This is a genomic window from Pseudomonas sp. FeN3W, assembly GCA_030263805.2.
In the GTDB taxonomy this organism is placed as follows: Bacteria; Pseudomonadota; Gammaproteobacteria; order Pseudomonadales; family Pseudomonadaceae; genus Stutzerimonas; species Stutzerimonas stutzeri_G.
The window spans coordinates 3,547,026-3,562,952 of the sequence record CP136010.1; the positions used below are offsets into that span (position 1 = coordinate 3,547,026).

Here is a 15,927-nt window from a genome sequence, read left to right on the forward strand (position 1 = left end):
GCCCGCGCAATGACTCCAAAGCAGAACAGCATCGAGCGATGCGGGAGGTGAGCAATGGCGACAGGTTGGGCAGGCGACGGTGCCGTCCAGGAGCAGATCGACAGTACCGTCGAAGACGCGGTGCAGCGCGCCCGCAGCAAGCTCGCCCGCGGCGAGAGCCTCAAGCATTGCGAGGAGTGCGGCGCGGCCATTCCCGAAGCGCGGCGCCAGGCGGTGCCTGGCGTCAGGCTGTGCATCAAGTGCCAGGCCGAGCAGGACAAGGAAGACGCCAGGTTCAGCGGCTACAACCGCCGTGGCAGCAAGGACAGCCAGCTGCGTTGATCAGGTGCGGTTGAGCGGCATGCGGAAGGTGAAGGTGGTACCGGCTTCGGCGCTGGAGGTTACCCGCATGCCGCCGCCATGGGCTTTGGCCACCTGATCGACGATGAACAGCCCGAGCCCAAGCCCGTTGCGCGAGGTGTCGTCTTCCTGGGAATAGGCATGGAACAGTTGTTCCAACCGTTCAGGTGGGATTGGCGTGCCGCGGTTGTGCACCGCCAGCTGGAAATGCTTGTCGACCACCTCGGCCTTCACGATCACCGGACCGGTACTGGCGCCGTGATGCAGCGCGTTGGTGATCAGGTTGGCCAGCAGTTGGGCGATCCGGTCCGGGTCGCACTCGAACACCGGCAGCTCCGGCAGTTGGTCAAGCAACACCCGGCGTGGATAGGCGGTACGCAGCTCGTTGACCACCTGCGATAGAACAAGATGCAAGTTGGCCGAGGCCGTCCAGTTCAGCGGTATGCCATTGCCCAGCTGGCCGCGGGCGAAATCCAGCAGATCATCGACCATTCGTGAGGCGCGTTGACTGGAGGTGCGCACATGCTCGGCGAGTCGTTGCGTATCGGGTTCCGTAGAGCGCCGGACCAACAGATCGCTGGCCGCCTGGATTGAGGCCAGTGGGGTGCGCAGATCATGGCCGAGCAGGGCGATGAACTGTTCGCGCTGGTGGCCGGTGATGCGCTCATCGGCCAGCGCCGCACGCGTGGCCTGCTGTTGCTCCTCGGCTTCGATCTGCAGCGTCAGCAGCCGCGCAAATGACTCGAACATCGCTCGCGTCGCCGGGTGGGAAAGGTCGCGCGGTAGCGGGTCGAGCGCACAGAGCGTGCCGAAGAAACTGCCGTCGGCGCGCAGCACCGGCACCGAGATATAGCTTTCGAAGCCGTACATCTGCGGTGTGTGATGGTTGCAGTAGTCGGGGTTGGCGCTCACCTGGCTGATGATGATCGGCTGCTGCGAAGTGTGGATTTCGCTGCACAGCGTGGTGGTCACGTCGAGTTCACCGCCAACCTTCAGACCGAACTCGATGCGGTCGAGCACGGCACAGGCCGTCCAGGAATTTTCGGTAACCCGAGCGACCGCAGCGAAGCGCAATCCGGTTGTTTTGCTGACGACTTGCAGGATGGCCGGGACGGCGCTGATGCGCTGGACGGTGAGCAGGTCGTCGAGGATGGATCGCACCATCTGCAGGCCCTGAGCGACGTAAAAAGGCCGGCCACTTTAACATGGCCGACCTCTGCAGCAGGCGCCGGTCAGCCGAGCGGAGCGGGTTGCACCGCCCGAGCGAGCAACGACTGGTTACGCATCAGTCCGTAGTGCAGCACGCCGCCGAACAGCGCGCCGAGCAGCCAGGCGAAGCCGGACAGGCTCTCCAGGCCCGGCACCCACACCGAGGCCACCGAAAACAGCGCGCTGACGCCGAAGGCGATCATCGCCTTGCGGTTCCAGCCGGCATTGAAGTGGTAGATCCCGCTGCGCTCGGTGGAGAACAGCTGCTGCAGGTCCAGGTGCTGGCGGCGAACCAGGTAATAGTCGGCGACGATGATGCCGTACAGCGGCGCCAGCACCGCGCCCAGCGTGTCGACGAAGGCGGCGATACCCACCTCGCTGATGAAGGCCACCCACAGCGCGCCGATGAAGAAGGCGATGGCCGCGGTAATGAAACCGCCGGTACGCGCGCTGATCCTGGCCGGTGCCAGGTTGGCGATGTCGTAGGCCGGCGGGATGAAGTTGGCGACCAGGTTGATGCCGACCGTGGCGGCAAAGAAGGTGATGGCGGCCACCACTGTCAGGGTCACGTTATCGATGCGCGCGACGATGTCGGTGGGGTTGGTCAGCGTTTCGCCGAACACCACCACGGTCCCGGCGGTGATCACCAGCGCGATCAGCGAGAATATCGCCAGGCTCACCGGCAGACCGAGGAAGTTGCCGATGCGCATCTGCCGTTCGCTCTTCACGAAACGGGCGAAGTCGCCGTAGTTGATCACCACGGCGGCGAAGTAGGCGACCATGGTGCCGACCACCGCGGCGAACGCGGCGATCGGTCCGCCGGCGTGCTCTCCGCTGCCGCTGAAGATGTCGCCGAGGGCGCCGACCAGGCTCGGGCCGGCCTGATACCAGATGGCGATCATCAGCACGATCATCACCAGGTACACCAGCGGCCCGGCCCAGTTGAGAAAGCGCGTTACCCAGTCGACGCCACGCACGAACAGCGCCACTTGGAACACGCAGACGATCACGTAGGCGGCCCAGTCGATGGCCGTCAGGCCGAGCAGCGTGGCCGCCTCTGGCTCGCTGCCGAGCAATGTCCGCAGCAGCAGGGCCACCGCGGTCGAGGCGAAATAGGTCTGCACGCCGTACCAGAAGATGGCGACGATGCCGCGTACCACTGCCGGGAAGTTCGCGCCGCGCACACCCATGCTCGCCCGCGCCATCACCGGGAACGGGATGCCGTACTTCACGCTGGGTTTGCCGGTGAGCTGCACCAGGCCCATGACGATGAAGCCGGCCAGCACGATGCCCGCCAGCACCGCCCAGCCATTGAGGCCGTAGCTGATGAACAGCGTGGCGGCGAGGGTATAACCGAACAGGCTCTGGATATCGTTGGACCACACGTTGAAGATCTCGAACCAGCCCCATTTGCGCTCAGGCGGGGCGAGTGGTGCGAGATCGGCGTTGTACAGGCTGGGATCGATCTGTTTGATCTGGAAGTCGTCACGGTTCATGGGAGGGCGCTCTGAGCAAGACTGTGGAGTTTTTGTATGCAGTTCTTGTTCCGCGTAAGGCAGATCTCGCGAATAAATCGGCCGTGGCGTAGCGCGCCACTTCGCCAACCCCTGGATTCTAGGCGCTCCCAGACAGTTCGCCTGGATTTTTTGTATACAGAAACTGGTGCGGATTTAGCCGGGGATGAGTGCAGCGGCCTGTCTACGGGGGCGCCGCTCGAGAGCCTTAGGTGCGTGCAATGCACCAGCAGGGTGCTTTTCGATGGCGCATAAAAAGCCAGGCCCTGCGTGGGGGCCTGGCTTTCCGACCGAATCGGCCGATGGACGCGATTACTGCTGGGTAACGATCGCGGTGTTGTTGCTGCCGGTCTGGCTGATGCTGGCGTAGTCGGCAAAGCCTGCCTGGGTCACGGTCGCGAAGTTGTCGGTGCCGCTCTGCAGCAGCATGGCCTGGCTGGAATCGCCGAACTGATCGACCAGCGCGAGGTTGCCGTCGCCCTGCTGTTCCAGATCGACGGAGTTGCCGATTCCAGCCTGATCGATATCGGCCACGTTCATGTTGCCAGTCTGGATGAGATCGACGATGCCTTCCTGGCCGCTCTGGGAGATCAGCGCTTCGTTGCCTTCACCGAACTGATCGACAATGGTGCTGTTGTACGCGCCGTCCTGGATCAGCACCACATCGTTGCTCACGCCATCCTGGATCACGTCGGCGCTGTTGGCGAAGCCCGCCTGCTCGACGATCGTGCTGTTGTCCCGGTCGTACTGGCTGATGAACACCTCGCCCTCGACGCCGGTTTGAATCACATCGGCCTGGTGCAAGGCACCCTGCTGAGTTACCTCGGAAAAGTTGTCCTGGCCGAGTTGGGTGGTCGTGGCGCTGTTCTGCTGCGAAGCGCCGGTCTGATAAATGTACGAAGCCTGGCCGACGCCTTCCTGGTAGACATCGGCGATCTGGTCAACACCGTTTTGTTCGATAACCGCTTCACTGCTGGCCGCGATAGCCTGGGTGGCAGAGACGGCGAGTACAGCAGCGAAAAGCGCGTTGGTTTTGAACATCGATTGTTTCTCCGTAGGATTCAGTCAATCGCGCCGCTGGTTTTCAGCTGACGCGGTTACCCGAAATCGCCCGCTTTCCCCTCGAACGCGGTACCGGCAATGCCTTCCGCCAGCCACGGTAGCCGGTGCTCGCTGCGCATCCATGCATCCCTGGGTAGAGCGTTGCGCTTGGGTTGTCAGACGGTAATTGCATGCCCGACTTTCCCAATCCATCGAACGGTTGATTCCCTCGCGAACCGACGAAGTGCAGCGCGAGCATCGACCTTGCGGCGATGGTCAAAGCGCGCGCCGGGTGGGAGGCAGTGGGCCTCCCTCGGCGTGCTGTCGATCGGAACAATTTGATCAGAACAAAAAGTAGCGCTGCGCCATCGGCAGCACCTCGGCCGGCTCGCACCAGAGCAGCTGGCCGTCGGCGCGCACCTGATAGTTCTGCGGGTCGACCTGGATGTCCGGCGTGTAGTCGTTGTGGATTAGGTCCTTCTTCTGCACCGAACGGCAGCCCTTCACCACGCCGATCTTCTTCTTCAGCCCCAACTGTTCGGGCACTCCGGCCTCGAAGGCGGCCTGGCTGATGAAAGTGAAGCTCGACGCATGCAGCGAGCCGCCAAAGCTCGCGAACATCGGCCGGTAGTGCACCGGTTGCGGCGTCGGGATCGAGGCGTTGGCGTCGCCCATCAGGCTCGCGGCGATGGCCCCGCCCTTGAGGATCAGCGTCGGCTTGACGCCGAAGAACGCTGGGCGCCAGAGCACCAGATCGGCCCATTTGCCGACTTCGATGGAGCCCACCTCGTGGCTGACGCCGTGGGTGATGGCCGGGTTGATGGTGTACTTGGCGATGTAGCGCTTGGCGCGGAAGTTGTCGTTGCCATCCCCGTCACCGGGCAGGGCGCCGCGCTGCTTCTTCATCTTGTCGGCGGTCTGCCAGGTGCGGGTGATGACTTCGCCGACGCGGCCCATGGCCTGGCTGTCGGAGCTGATCATGGAGAACGCGCCGAGATCATGCAGGATGTCTTCGGCGGCGATGGTCTCGCGGCGGATGCGGCTCTCGGCGAAGGCGACGTCCTCGGCGATGCTCGGGTCGAGGTGGTGGCAGACCATGAGCATGTCCAGGTGCTCGTCGATGGTGTTCTTGGTGAACGGCCGGGTCGGGTTGGTCGAGCTGGGCAGCACGTTGGCGAAGCCGCAGGCCTTGATGATGTCGGGCGCGTGGCCGCCACCAGCACCTTCGGTGTGGTAGGTGTGGATGGTGCGGCCCTTGAACGCGCCGAGGGTGGTCTCGACGAAGCCCGATTCGTTCAGCGTGTCGGTATGGATGGCCACCTGCACGTCGTACTGGTCGGCGACCGACAGGCAGTTGTCGATGGCGGCCGGGGTGGTGCCCCAGTCCTCGTGCAGCTTGAGGCCGATGGCGCCGGCCTTGACCTGCTCGATCAAGGGTTCGGGCAGCGAGGCGTTGCCCTTGCCGGTAAAGCCGATGTTCATCGGGAAGGCGTCAGCGGCCTTGAGCATCATCGCCATGTGCCAGGGGCCGGGCGTCACCGTGGTGGCGTTGGTGCCGGTGGCCGGACCCGTGCCGCCGCCGATCATGGTGGTCACGCCGCTCATCAGCGCTTCTTCGATCTGCTGCGGGCAGATGAAGTGGATGTGCGAATCGATGCCGCCGGCGGTGAGGATCATGCCTTCACCGGCGATCACCTCGGTACTGGCACCGATGGCGATGGTCACGTCCGGCTGGATATCCGGGTTGCCGGCTTTGCCGATGGCGGCGATGCGGCCGTCCTTCAGGCCCACGTCGGCCTTGACGATGCCCCAGTGGTCGAGGATCAGCGCGTTGGTGATCAGCGTGTCGACCACCTCGGCGGCGCACAGCTGACCCTGACCCATGCCGTCGCGGATCACCTTGCCGCCACCGAACTTCACTTCCTCGCCATAGGTGGTGAAGTCCTTTTCCACTTCGATCCACAGCTCGGTATCGGCCAGGCGCACCTTGTCGCCGACGGTGGGGCCGAACATGTCGGCGTAGGCTTGTCTGCTGATCTTCATCGGGGCTCCTTGGTCGGTCCCTGTAGTGGCTCTGCCCTCACCCCAACCCTCTCCCGGAGGGAGAGGGGGCTGATCGGCGTTGGTCTATCCCATCGCGGTGGGCCGCTTTTCTCTCCTATGGAGAAGAGCGGTGCTGTCGTCTGTTCCTGTGTTGCCCTCACCCCAACCCTCTCCCGGAGGGAGAGGGGCTGATCGGCGTTGGTCTATCCCTTCGCGGTGGGCCGCTTTTCTCTCCTATGGAGAGGAGCGGTGCTGTCGTCTGTTCCTGTGTAGCCTTCACCCCAACCCTCTCCCGGAGGGAGAGGGGGCGGATTGGCGCTGGTCTATCCCATCGCGGTGGGCCGCTTTTCTCTCCTATGGAGAGGAGGGGTGCTGTCGTCTGTTCCTGTGTTGCCCTCACCCCAACCCTCTCCCGGAGGGAGAGGGGGCTGATCGGCGTTGGTCTATCCCGTCGCGGTGGGCCGCTTTTCTCTCCTATGGAGAGGAGCGGTGCTGTCGTCTGTTCCTGTATTGCCCTCACCCCAACCCTCTCCGGAGGGAGAGGGGGCGGATTGGCGCTGGTCTGTCCCATCGCGGTCGGCCACTTCTACTCTCCCGGTGGGTGAGAGGTGATCTGCGTTTGTGCATCCCGCCGCGACGGTGGCTTTTTCCCCCTCTCCCTCTGGGAGAGGGTTGGGGTGAGGGGCTTTTAGAGCGCGCCCATCACCCGTCCGGCGAAACCGAACACCCGGCGCTCGCCGGCCAGCTCGACCAGCTCCACCTCGCGGCTCTGTCCCGGTTCGAAGCGCACCGCGGTGCCGGCCGGGATGTTCAGGCGCATGCCGCGCGTGACGGCGCGGTCGAAGGTGAGCGCATCGTTGGTTTCGAAAAAGTGGTAGTGCGAGCCGACCTGGATCGGCCGGTCGCCGCTGTTGGCCACCGAGAGGGTCAGGGTGCGGCGGCCGGCGTTGAGCTCGATGTCGCCGTCCTGGATCTGGTATTCGCCGGGAATCATGGTTGGGACGTCCTGTTCAGGGTCAGTTGCATCATGGTCAGGTCCAGCCAGCGACCGAACTTGCAGCCGACCTGGCGCATCTGGCCGACGTGAATGAAGCCGAGCTGCTGGTGCATATGGATCGAGGCGCGGTTCTCGCTTTCGATGAAAGCGATCATCACGTGCTTCTCGAGCATCCGGGCGCGCTCGATCAGCGCCTGCATCAGGCTGCGACCGATGCCGCTGCCGCGGTGGTCGGGGCTCACGTACACCGAGTTCTCCACGGTATGGCGAAAGCCGTCATGCGGGCGCCAGGGGCCGAACGAGGCATAGCCGGCCACCTGGCCCAGCTCGTCGATGGCCACCAGCACCGGGTAGTTCTGTTCGTGGCGCTCGGCCAGCCAGGCGCGGCGATTGTCGAGGTCGACGATCCGGTCGTTCCAGATCGCCGTGCTGTTCTGCACCGCGTCGTTGTAGATCTGCAGGATGCCTTCGAGGTCGGTGTCCAGGGCGTCGCGTATCTGCACGTTGGTTTCCTTCAAGAACGGTTCAAGGTCATGGGCAGTAGACATTGACCGATATTTCAGGCGATTGGTTGATGCACGGTGACCAGCTTGGTGCCGTCCGGGAAGGTCGCCTCGACCTGGATCTCCGGAATCATCTCCGGCACGCCTTCCATCACCTGCTCGCGGCTGAGCAGGGTGGTGCCGTAGTGCATCAGCTCGGCGACCGTCTGGCCGTCGCGCGCGCCTTCGAGCAGCGCAGCGGAGATGTAGGCCATGGCCTCCGGGTAGTTGAGCTTCACACCGCGGGCCAGCCGGCGCTCGGCCACCAGGCCGGCGGTGAAGATCAGCAGCTTGTCCTTCTCTCTTGGTGACAGATCCATAACAGCTCCAGTCGTAGGGTGGATGTCGCTCTTCGTATCCACCGGCCGGTGGTCGAGACCACGCAGCGTTGTTCAGGGCGACGTGCACGCAGGCGCGCCGGCGTAGGGAGGGCAGCGGCGCAGCCGTGCCCACCGATCATTCAGGTACTCCAGATTCGCGGCGGTACCGCTTCGCGGCCCAGCAGTTCGGGGCGCAACAGCCGCCACAGGTCGATCAGCCAGGCGCGCGCATGCAGCGCCTCGTCGGCCAGACAGCGCGCCACGATGAGCCCCGGCAGTTGCGTCAGGTCACCGCGCACGCGGCTGGGTAATTCACGGCAGCGTTCCAGCAGCTCGGCGTCGATTTCGCCGCTGACGATCAGGGTGGCGAACACCGAACGCCCGTCGAGGCCGATCGGTGAGTCGAGCAGCGCATCGGCGCCGGCGATGCGCTGGCGCTCGTGCCAGATCAGCTGGCCATCGCGGCGGATATTCAGGCGCGCCTGGAAATGCCCGGCGTCGAAGCGCTCGCCCGCGGCCGGCCGGCCGAGGGCGACGATGTCCCAGTAGAACAGCCGGGCGTCGCCGTGCAGCTCGATGCGAGTGTTCAGCTCGGCCTGAGCCGCGGAATAGACGATGGTCTCCTGCGGCAGCCATTCCAGCGTGGCACCGGCCTCGACGCGCAGCTGCAGGTCCTGAAAGGCCGGGCCGACGGCGCGATACCACTTGGCTGCACCGGGGCTGGTCAGCTGCGCCCAGGCACCGGCTGCAACCGAGGCGCTAATATCCAGCCGATCCCCGCCGGCAATGCCACCCGGCGGGTGCACGATGATGTGCTGACAGACGTCCGGCCCCTCGGGGTAGAGATGCTTCTGCACCCGCAGCGGCCCGTTGTGGCGACGCAGCACCGGCCGCGTGGCGCCGGCGCACAGCGCATAACCGAGCTCCAGCTCGGCATGCCAATGGGGGGTGAACAGCGGTGCAGGGGCGTTCATGGGTGCAGGCTTTTCGATCTGTCGGTCAGGAAAGCAGAGCAATCGCCATGCCCGTTATGCGCTGCATTGGTGCGCGGCCTGACAGATCGGCGCTATGGCGTTTTTTCGACGTGGATTCGCATCTTGGGCAGCGTCTCAGGTTGTTCTTTTTGTGCATCGGGCTGGTGCGTCGAGCGACAAATGCGCTGTTGTGGTGCGCTGGCCGGTCAGATCGCGACCAGCCCACGTACGCCTTCGGCTTCCATGGTTTCGCCGCGGCCCTGCTGGATGATCTCGCCGCGGCTCATCACCAGGTACTGGTCGGCCAGTTCGGCGGCGAAGTCGTAGAACTGCTCCACCAGGAGGATCGCCATGTCGCCGCGGGCCGCGAGCTTCTTGATCACCGCGCCGATCTCCTTGATCACCGAGGGCTGGATGCCTTCGGTGGGTTCGTCGAGGATCAACAGGCGCGGCTTGCTCGCCAGCGCGCGGCCGATGGCCAGCTGCTGTTGCTGACCGCCGGAGAGGTCGCCGCCGCGGCGGTGCTTCATTTCCTTCAAAACCGGGAACAGCTCGTAGATGAACTCGGGTACTTCCTTGGCTTCCTTGGCGTTGAAGCGGGACAGGCCCATCAGCAGGTTTTCCTCGACGGTCAGGCGGCCGAAGATCTCGCGCCCCTGCGGCACGTAGGCGATGCCGGCGTGCACGCGCTGGTGCGGCTTGAAGCCGGTGATCGGCTTGCCCTCCCAGTTCACCGCGCCTTCCTTGGCCGGAATCAGGCCCATCAGGCACTTGAGCAGGGTGGTCTTGCCGACGCCGTTGCGCCCGAGCAGGCAGGTGACTTCGCCGACCTTCGCCTCGAACGAGAGGCCGCGCAGGATATGGCTACCGCCGTAGTACTGGTGCAGTTGCTGGACTTGCAGCATGTGCGACTCCTTCACTTGGTGGATAAGCCTCTGGCGTTATCCACCCTACGATTAGGTTTGTGATGATGCGGGCATGGGCGCTCGGCGGGCGTAGGGTGGATGACGCTTTACCCATCCACCGTGGAATGGCATTGATGGATCAAGCCGGCCTCATTCACCCCTGCGAGCCGCTTACCGCCCCAGATACACCTCGATCACCCGCTCATCCGCCTGCACCTGTTGCAGCGAACCCTCGGCCAGCACCTGGCCCTGGTGCAGCACGGTGACGTGGTCGGCGATGGTCTCGACGAAGCCCATGTCGTGCTCGACCACCATCAGCGAATGCTTGCGCGCCAGGCTCTTGAACAGCTCGGCAGTGAATTCGGTCTCGGCGTCGGTCATGCCGGCTACCGGCTCGTCGAGCAGCAAGAGCTGCGGCGACTGCATCAAGAGCATGCCGATCTCAAGGAACTGCTTCTGCCCGTGGGACAGCAGCCCGGCTGGGCGATGACGCGACTGGCCGAGGCGGATGGTCTCCAGCACTTCGTCGATGCGGTCCTTCTGCTCGCCGGAAAGCCTGGCCCTGAGGCTGGCCCACACCGACTTGTCGGTCTTCTGCGCCAGCTCCAGGTTCTCGAACACCGAGAGCGCCTCGAACACAGTGGGCTTCTGGAACTTGCGGCCGATGCCGGCCTGGGCGATGTCCACCTCGCTCATGCGGGTCAGGTCCAGGGTTTCGCCGAAATACGCGCTGCCGCTGGTGGGGCGCGTCTTGCCGGTGATGACATCCATCATGGTGGTCTTGCCGGCGCCGTTGGGGCCGATGATGCAGCGCAGTTCACCGACGCCGATGTAGAGGCTGAGATTGGTCAGCGCCTTGAAACCATCGAAGCTGACGTTGATGTCTTCGAGGCTGAGGATGGTGCCGTGACGTACGTCCAGGCCCTTCTCGGCGACCCGGCCAAGGCCGATGGCATCGCGGGTCAGGCCGCCGCCGGTGGGGTCGAAGCCGTCGATGACGGCGCTGCAGGGTACGGTTTTCATTCTTCGCCCCTCCGCTTGATAAGGCCGATGACGCCCTTGGGCAGGTACAGGGTGACGACGATGAACAGTGCGCCGAGGGCGAACAGCCAGTATTCGGGGAAGGCCACGGTGAACCAGCTCTTCATGCCGTTGACGATGCCGGCGCCGAGCAGCGGGCCGATCAGCGTGCCGCGTCCGCCGAGGGCGACCCAGACGGCGGCTTCGATGGATTGCGTTGGCGCCATCTCGCTGGGGTTGATGATGCCGACTTGCGGCACATAGAGCGCGCCGGCCAGACCGCAGAGCACGGCTGACAGCGTCCAGATGAACAGCTTGTAACCGCGCGGATCGTAGCCGCAGAACATCAGCCGGTTCTCGGCATCACGCAGCGCTGTGAGCACCCGGCCGAACTTGCTACGTGCCAGCCGCCATCCAAGGAGCAGGCTGCCAACCAGCAGGGCGACGGTGGCCAGGAACAGCGTGGCGCGGGTTGCCGGAGCCGAGATCGAGAAGCCGAGAATGGTCTTGAAATCGGTGAAGCCGTTGTTGCCGCCGAAGCCGGTCTCGTTGCGGAAGAACAGGAGCATGCCGGCGAAGGTCAGCGCCTGGGTCATGATCGAGAAGTACACGCCCTTGATCCGCGAGCGGAAGGCGAAGAAGCCGAAGACGAAGGCCAGCACGCCGGGCACCAGCACCACCAGGCACATGGCCCAGAGGAAGCTCGACGTGCCGTACCAGTACCAGGGCAGTTCGTTCCAGGCGAGGAAGCTCATGAACGCCGGCAGGCCGTCACCGGCGCTCTGCCGCATCAGGTACATGCCCATGGCGTAACCGCCGAGGGCGAAGAACAGGCCGTGGCCGAGGGACAAGAGCCCCGCGTAACCCCAGACCAGATCCAGCGCCAGGGCGACGATGGCGTAGCAGAGGATCTTGCCCACCAGGGTCAGGGTGTAGGCCGAGACGTGCAGGGCATGCTCGGCCGGCAGCAGGTGCAGCAGCGGCATGGCCAGCAAAACGACCAAAGCGATACCGAGGGCGACGACGGTGAGCTTCGGCCCGGCTTTCTGTGCGGCGGTGAGGGTGAGTGGCTGGTTCAATCGATGACCCTCCCCTTGAGAGCGAATAGTCCCTGGGGACGCTTCTGGATGAAGAGGATGATCAGCGCGAGGATGAGGATTTTGCCCAGCACGGCACCGATCTGCGGTTCGAGGATCTTGTTGGCGATGCCCAGGCCGAAGGCGGCGAAGATGCTGCCGGCCAGCTGGCCGACACCGCCGAGCACCACCACCAGGAAGGAGTCGATGATGTAGCTCTGGCCGAGATCCGGGCCGACGTTGCCGATCTGGCTAAGTGCAACACCACCGAGGCCGGCGATACCGGAGCCCAGCCCGAAGGCCATCATGTCGATGCGCCCAGTGGGCACGCCGCAGCACGCGGCCATGTTGCGGTTCTGCGTGACCGCGCGCACGTTCAGGCCCAGACGTGTCTTGTTCAGCAAGAGCCAGGTCAGGAGCACCACGAACAGCGCGAAGCCGATGATCACCATGCGGTTGTACGGCAGCACCAGGTTCGGCAATACCTGCAGGCCGCCGGAGAGCCAGCCGGGGTTGGCGACTTCGACGTTCTGCGCGCCGAACAGCACGCGCACCAGCTGGATCAGGATCAGGCTGATGCCCCAGGTCGCCAGCAGAGTTTCCAGCGGGCGGCCGTAGAGGTGGCGAATAACCGTGCGTTCCAGCGCCATGCCGATCGCGGCGGTGACGAAAAAGGCTACCGGCAGCGCCACCAGTGGGTAGAACGCCAGCGCTTCAGGGGCGAGACGCGCCATCAGTACTTGCACCATGTAGGTGGTGTAGGCACCGAGCATGAGCATCTCGCCGTGAGCCATGTTGATCACGCCGAGCAGGCCGAAGGTGATCGCCAGCCCGAGGGCGGCGAGCAGCAGGATCGAACCCAGCGACAGACCGCTGAAGGCCTGGCCGAGCAGTTCACCGATCAGGAGCTTGCGTTTGACCTGCGCCAGGCTGGTCTCGGCGGCCTTGCGCACGGCGGTATCGGTTTCCGCTTCATCGGCCAGCAGGTTTTCCAGCCTTACCCGCGCCAGCGGAGCACCGGTTTCGCCAAGCAACCGCACGGCGGCGAGGCGCACGGCCGGGTCGCTCGCGGTCAGCTGCAGGTTGGCTAGCGCCAGGGTCAGCGCTTCGCTGACGGCAGCATCTTCCTCTACGTCCAGGCGCTGCTGGAGCAGTTCGAGCTGTTCCGGCTTGCCGCTGCGCTGCAGGCGCTTGGCCGCAGCGAGGCGCTGCGCGGGGTCTTCGGCGAACAGCTGGTGGCTGGCCAGCGCGGTGTTGAGCAGACCGCGCAGGCGGTTGTTCAGGCGCAGCTTCTTCGGCGTGCCGACCGGCTCGGCGTCGCCTTCGAGGGCACGGTAGGCCCCGTTTTCCTCGATGAAGGGCGTCTTGTTCTGGTCGATCCCCACGCGGCTGGCGCGCAGCGCTTCGATCAACGGCAGGCGCTCAGGCGCGGGCACGGCGGCCCAACTTTCCAGCAGCTTGGCCTGTTTGGCCGGGCTGGCCTTGGCGTAGTCGGCTGCGTCTCCGGCCTGTGCCGCCCAGGGCAGGGCGAGCATGAGCAGCAGCAATAATCGGTGCAGGGCAGTGTTCATCTGTGCATTCCCCAGGGGGCGCCGTGTGCTCTCTTGGCGGAGCTGGCGGCGGTGGGTGGGCGGATGAGATCGTCTCGACTACGCGTCTCGATCCGCCCAACGAAAGCCGAGTGATCGCAGGGTGGATCGGGACGCGGAGTTGGCGCGTCATCCATCCACCGCGGCGACCGCAGCGGTTAGTTCGACTTCACCGCGTAATCCGGCTTCTTGTCGTTGCCCGGGATGTAGGGGCTCCACGGCTGCGCGCGGACCGGGCTTTCGGTTTCCCAGACCACCGAGAACTGACCGTCGTCCTGGACTTCACCGATCATCACCGGCTTGTGCAGGTGGTGGTTCTTCTCGTCCATGGTCAGGGTGTAGCCGCTTGGCGCCTCGAAGGTCTGGCCAGCGAGGGCGTCGCGCACCTTGCCGACGTCGGTGGTGCCGGCTTTCTCAACCGCCTGCGCCCACATGTGGATACCGACGTAGGTGGCTTCCATCGGGTCGTTGGTCACGGCCTTGTCGGCGCCAGGCAGGTTCTGGGCCTTGGCGTAGGCTTTCCACTTGCTGACGAAGGCTTCGTTGACCGGGTTTTCAACCGACTGGAAGTAGTTCCAGGCGGCCAGGTGACCAACGAGCGGCTTGGTGTCGATGCCGCGCAGTTCTTCCTCACCGACCGAGAAGGCGACGACCGGAACGTCAGTGGCTTCCAGGCCCTGGTTGGCCAGCTCCTTGTAGAAGGGCACGTTGGAGTCGCCGTTGATGGTCGACACCACAGCGGTCTTGCCGCCGGCGGAGAACTTCTTGATGTTGGCGACGATGGTCTGGTAATCGCTGTGACCGAAGGGGGTGTAGACCTCTTCGATGCTCGATTCCGGCACGCCCTTGCTGATCAGGAAGGCGCGCAGGATCTTGTTGGTGGTGCGCGGGTAGACGTAGTCGGTGCCGAGCAGGAAGAAGCGCTCGGCGCCGCCGCCGTCTTCGCTCATCAGGTACTCGACCGCCGGGATGGCCTGCTGGTTTGGCGCCGCGCCGGTGTAGAAGACGTTCGGCGACAGCTCTTCGCCCTCGTACTGCACCGGGTAGAACAGCAGGCCGTCGAGTTCTTCATAGACCGGCAGTACCGACTTGCGCGATACCGAGGTCCAGCAACCGAAGGTCACCGCCACCTTGTCCTGCGTCAGCAGCTGGCGGCCCTTTTCGGCGAACAGCGGCCAGTTGGAGGCTGGGTCGACCACCACCGGCTCGAGCTGCTTGCCGAGCACGCCGCCCTTGGCGTTGATCTCGTCGATGGTCATCAGCGCCATGTCCTTGAGCGAGGTCTCGGAGATGGCCATGGTGCCGGACAGCGAATGCAGGATGCCGACCTTGATGGTCTCGGCGGCCTGCAGGGTGAACGGGAACAGGCCGCTGAGCATCAGGGCACTGGCGGCGAGGGTGGTCTTGATCAGAGGACGGCGTTTCATTGTGGGGCTCCTTGGCTGTCCGTGCGCAACTGTGGGCTGAAAACATCGGAACGCCAGGAGCAAGGGCAGCATCCGTGCCAAATGGCGCAAAGCCTTCTGCGACGCAGCTTTGCGCCGATCTGGGGTTGATCGGGCTGCTTTCGCTGTGAGCCATGCTGGTGCACGCGAAGGCCAGTGGTGCACCGCGGGAGGCCGCTTTGCCCGATTTCAGTGCCGCGCCGAGTGGCTCCGCCACTTGCAGCTGCCGGGTGTCACTTCTAGCATGGCCGGCCCGTATCGAGACCCGTCGCCATGCCCCGTCCACCGCGTCCTCCATCCTCGCGTCCGCCTGCACGAACCGCGCGCCCATCCGCGCCGCGGCGCGTGGCCAAGGCACCGCCGGCCGAGCCACGCCTGTTGTTGCTGAACAAGCCGTTCGACGTGCTGACGCAATTCAACGATGCCGATGGCCGCGCGACGCTGAAGGATTACGTGCAGGTGCCGGGCGTCTATCCGGCTGGCCGGCTGGATCGCGACAGCGAGGGGCTGCTGCTCTTGACCAACGACGGTCAGTTGCAGGCGCGCATCGCCGACCCCAAGCACAAGCTGCCGAAGACCTACTGGTGCCAGGTGGAGGGTGAGGTCAGCGCCGAGCAGCTGCAGCGCTTGCGCGATGGCGTCCAGCTCAATGACGGCCTGACCCTGCCCGCCGAAGCGCGGCAGCTGGACGAGCCCGAGCTATGGCCGCGCAACCCGCCGGTGCGCTTTCGCAAGAGCGTGCCGACCAGCTGGCTGGAATTGGTGATCCGCGAAGGGCGTAATCGCCAGGTCAGACGCATGACGGCGGCGGTCGGGTTGCCGACCCTGCGTCTGGTGCGGGTGCGCATCGGGCCGTGGGCGCTCGATGGCCTGCAGCCGGGTGAGTGGCGGGAGGTGCCGGCGCAGCTGTAGT

General features: G+C 64.8%; 15 protein-coding genes. 2 read left to right on the forward strand and 13 right to left on the reverse strand.

Translation table 11 applies throughout. The features are described from left to right. Positions 1–54 precede the first annotated feature (54 nt). A complete protein-coding gene (locus P5704_016675) occupies positions 55–321 on the forward strand; it encodes a DksA/TraR family C4-type zinc finger protein (protein WOF77672.1) in 267 nt (88 codons plus the stop codon). Here the strand turns inward: P5704_016675 and P5704_016680 are convergent, their stop codons facing one another. The 13 genes from P5704_016680 to urtA all read right to left on the reverse strand — a co-directional run bounded on the left by P5704_016680 (position 322) and on the right by urtA (position 14,996). Then, entirely contained in the window at positions 322–1,503 is a 1,182-nt protein-coding gene (locus tag P5704_016680) for a GAF domain-containing sensor histidine kinase (protein WOF77673.1), read from the reverse strand. It abuts the gene before it with no gap. A 68-nt stretch (positions 1,504–1,571) separates the two neighbouring features. Continuing rightward, positions 1,572–3,044, reverse strand: a complete 1,473-nt coding sequence (locus P5704_016685; GenBank protein ID WOF77674.1) for an NCS1 family nucleobase:cation symporter-1 — start codon at positions 3,042–3,044, stop codon at positions 1,572–1,574. A 330-nt stretch (positions 3,045–3,374) separates the two neighbouring features. After that, entirely contained in the window at positions 3,375–4,103 is a 729-nt protein-coding gene (locus P5704_016690) for a hypothetical protein (GenBank protein ID WOF77675.1), read from the reverse strand. 342 nt (positions 4,104–4,445) lie between these two features. Further along, positions 4,446–6,146, reverse strand: a complete 1,701-nt coding sequence (gene ureC / locus P5704_016695; GenBank protein ID WOF77676.1) for an urease subunit alpha — start codon at positions 6,144–6,146, stop codon at positions 4,446–4,448. Positions 6,147–6,834: 688 nt separating this feature from the next. Continuing rightward, positions 6,835–7,140 carry an urease subunit beta gene (locus tag P5704_016700; GenBank protein ID WOF77677.1) on the reverse strand — a complete coding sequence of 102 codons (306 nt, stop codon included), beginning with the start codon at positions 7,138–7,140 and terminating at the stop codon, positions 6,835–6,837. After that, a complete protein-coding gene (locus P5704_016705) occupies positions 7,137–7,691 on the reverse strand; it encodes a GNAT family N-acetyltransferase (GenBank protein ID WOF77678.1) in 555 nt (184 codons plus the stop codon). The genes P5704_016700 and P5704_016705 overlap by 4 nt, the downstream gene beginning before the upstream one ends. Positions 7,692–7,702: 11 nt before the next feature. Next, a complete protein-coding gene (ureA, locus tag P5704_016710; protein WOF77679.1) occupies positions 7,703–8,005 on the reverse strand; it encodes an urease subunit gamma in 303 nt (100 codons plus the stop codon). A 140-nt stretch (positions 8,006–8,145) separates the two neighbouring features. Then, on the reverse strand, positions 8,146–8,979 hold the full coding sequence (locus P5704_016715) for an urease accessory protein UreD (protein ID WOF77680.1): 834 nt from the start codon (positions 8,977–8,979) through the stop codon (positions 8,146–8,148). A gap of 206 nt (positions 8,980–9,185) precedes the next feature. Further along, positions 9,186–9,884 (reverse strand): urea ABC transporter ATP-binding subunit UrtE, encoded by a 699-nt coding sequence (urtE, locus tag P5704_016720; GenBank protein ID WOF77681.1) that lies wholly within the window; start codon positions 9,882–9,884, stop codon positions 9,186–9,188. 171 nt (positions 9,885–10,055) lie between these two features. Beyond that, complete coding sequence (gene urtD, locus P5704_016725; protein WOF77682.1) at positions 10,056–10,907, reverse strand: urea ABC transporter ATP-binding protein UrtD; 852 nt, start codon at positions 10,905–10,907, stop codon at positions 10,056–10,058. Beyond that, positions 10,904–11,983 (reverse strand): urea ABC transporter permease subunit UrtC, encoded by a 1,080-nt coding sequence (urtC, locus tag P5704_016730; GenBank protein WOF77683.1) that lies wholly within the window; start codon positions 11,981–11,983, stop codon positions 10,904–10,906. Before urtC ends, urtD begins: the two co-directional genes overlap by 4 nt. After that, positions 11,980–13,551 (reverse strand): urea ABC transporter permease subunit UrtB, encoded by a 1,572-nt coding sequence (gene urtB, locus P5704_016735; protein ID WOF77684.1) that lies wholly within the window; start codon positions 13,549–13,551, stop codon positions 11,980–11,982. The genes urtC and urtB overlap by 4 nt, the downstream gene beginning before the upstream one ends. Before the next feature lie 176 nt (positions 13,552–13,727). Beyond that, entirely contained in the window at positions 13,728–14,996 is a 1,269-nt protein-coding gene (gene urtA, locus P5704_016740; protein ID WOF77685.1) for an urea ABC transporter substrate-binding protein, read from the reverse strand. Positions 14,997–15,359: 363 nt separating this feature from the next. Here urtA and P5704_016745 point away from each other — a divergent pair, with 363 nt between their 5' ends. Beyond that, complete coding sequence (locus P5704_016745) at positions 15,360–15,926, forward strand: pseudouridine synthase (GenBank protein WOF77686.1); 567 nt, start codon at positions 15,360–15,362, stop codon at positions 15,924–15,926. Position 15,927 lies beyond the last annotated feature (1 nt).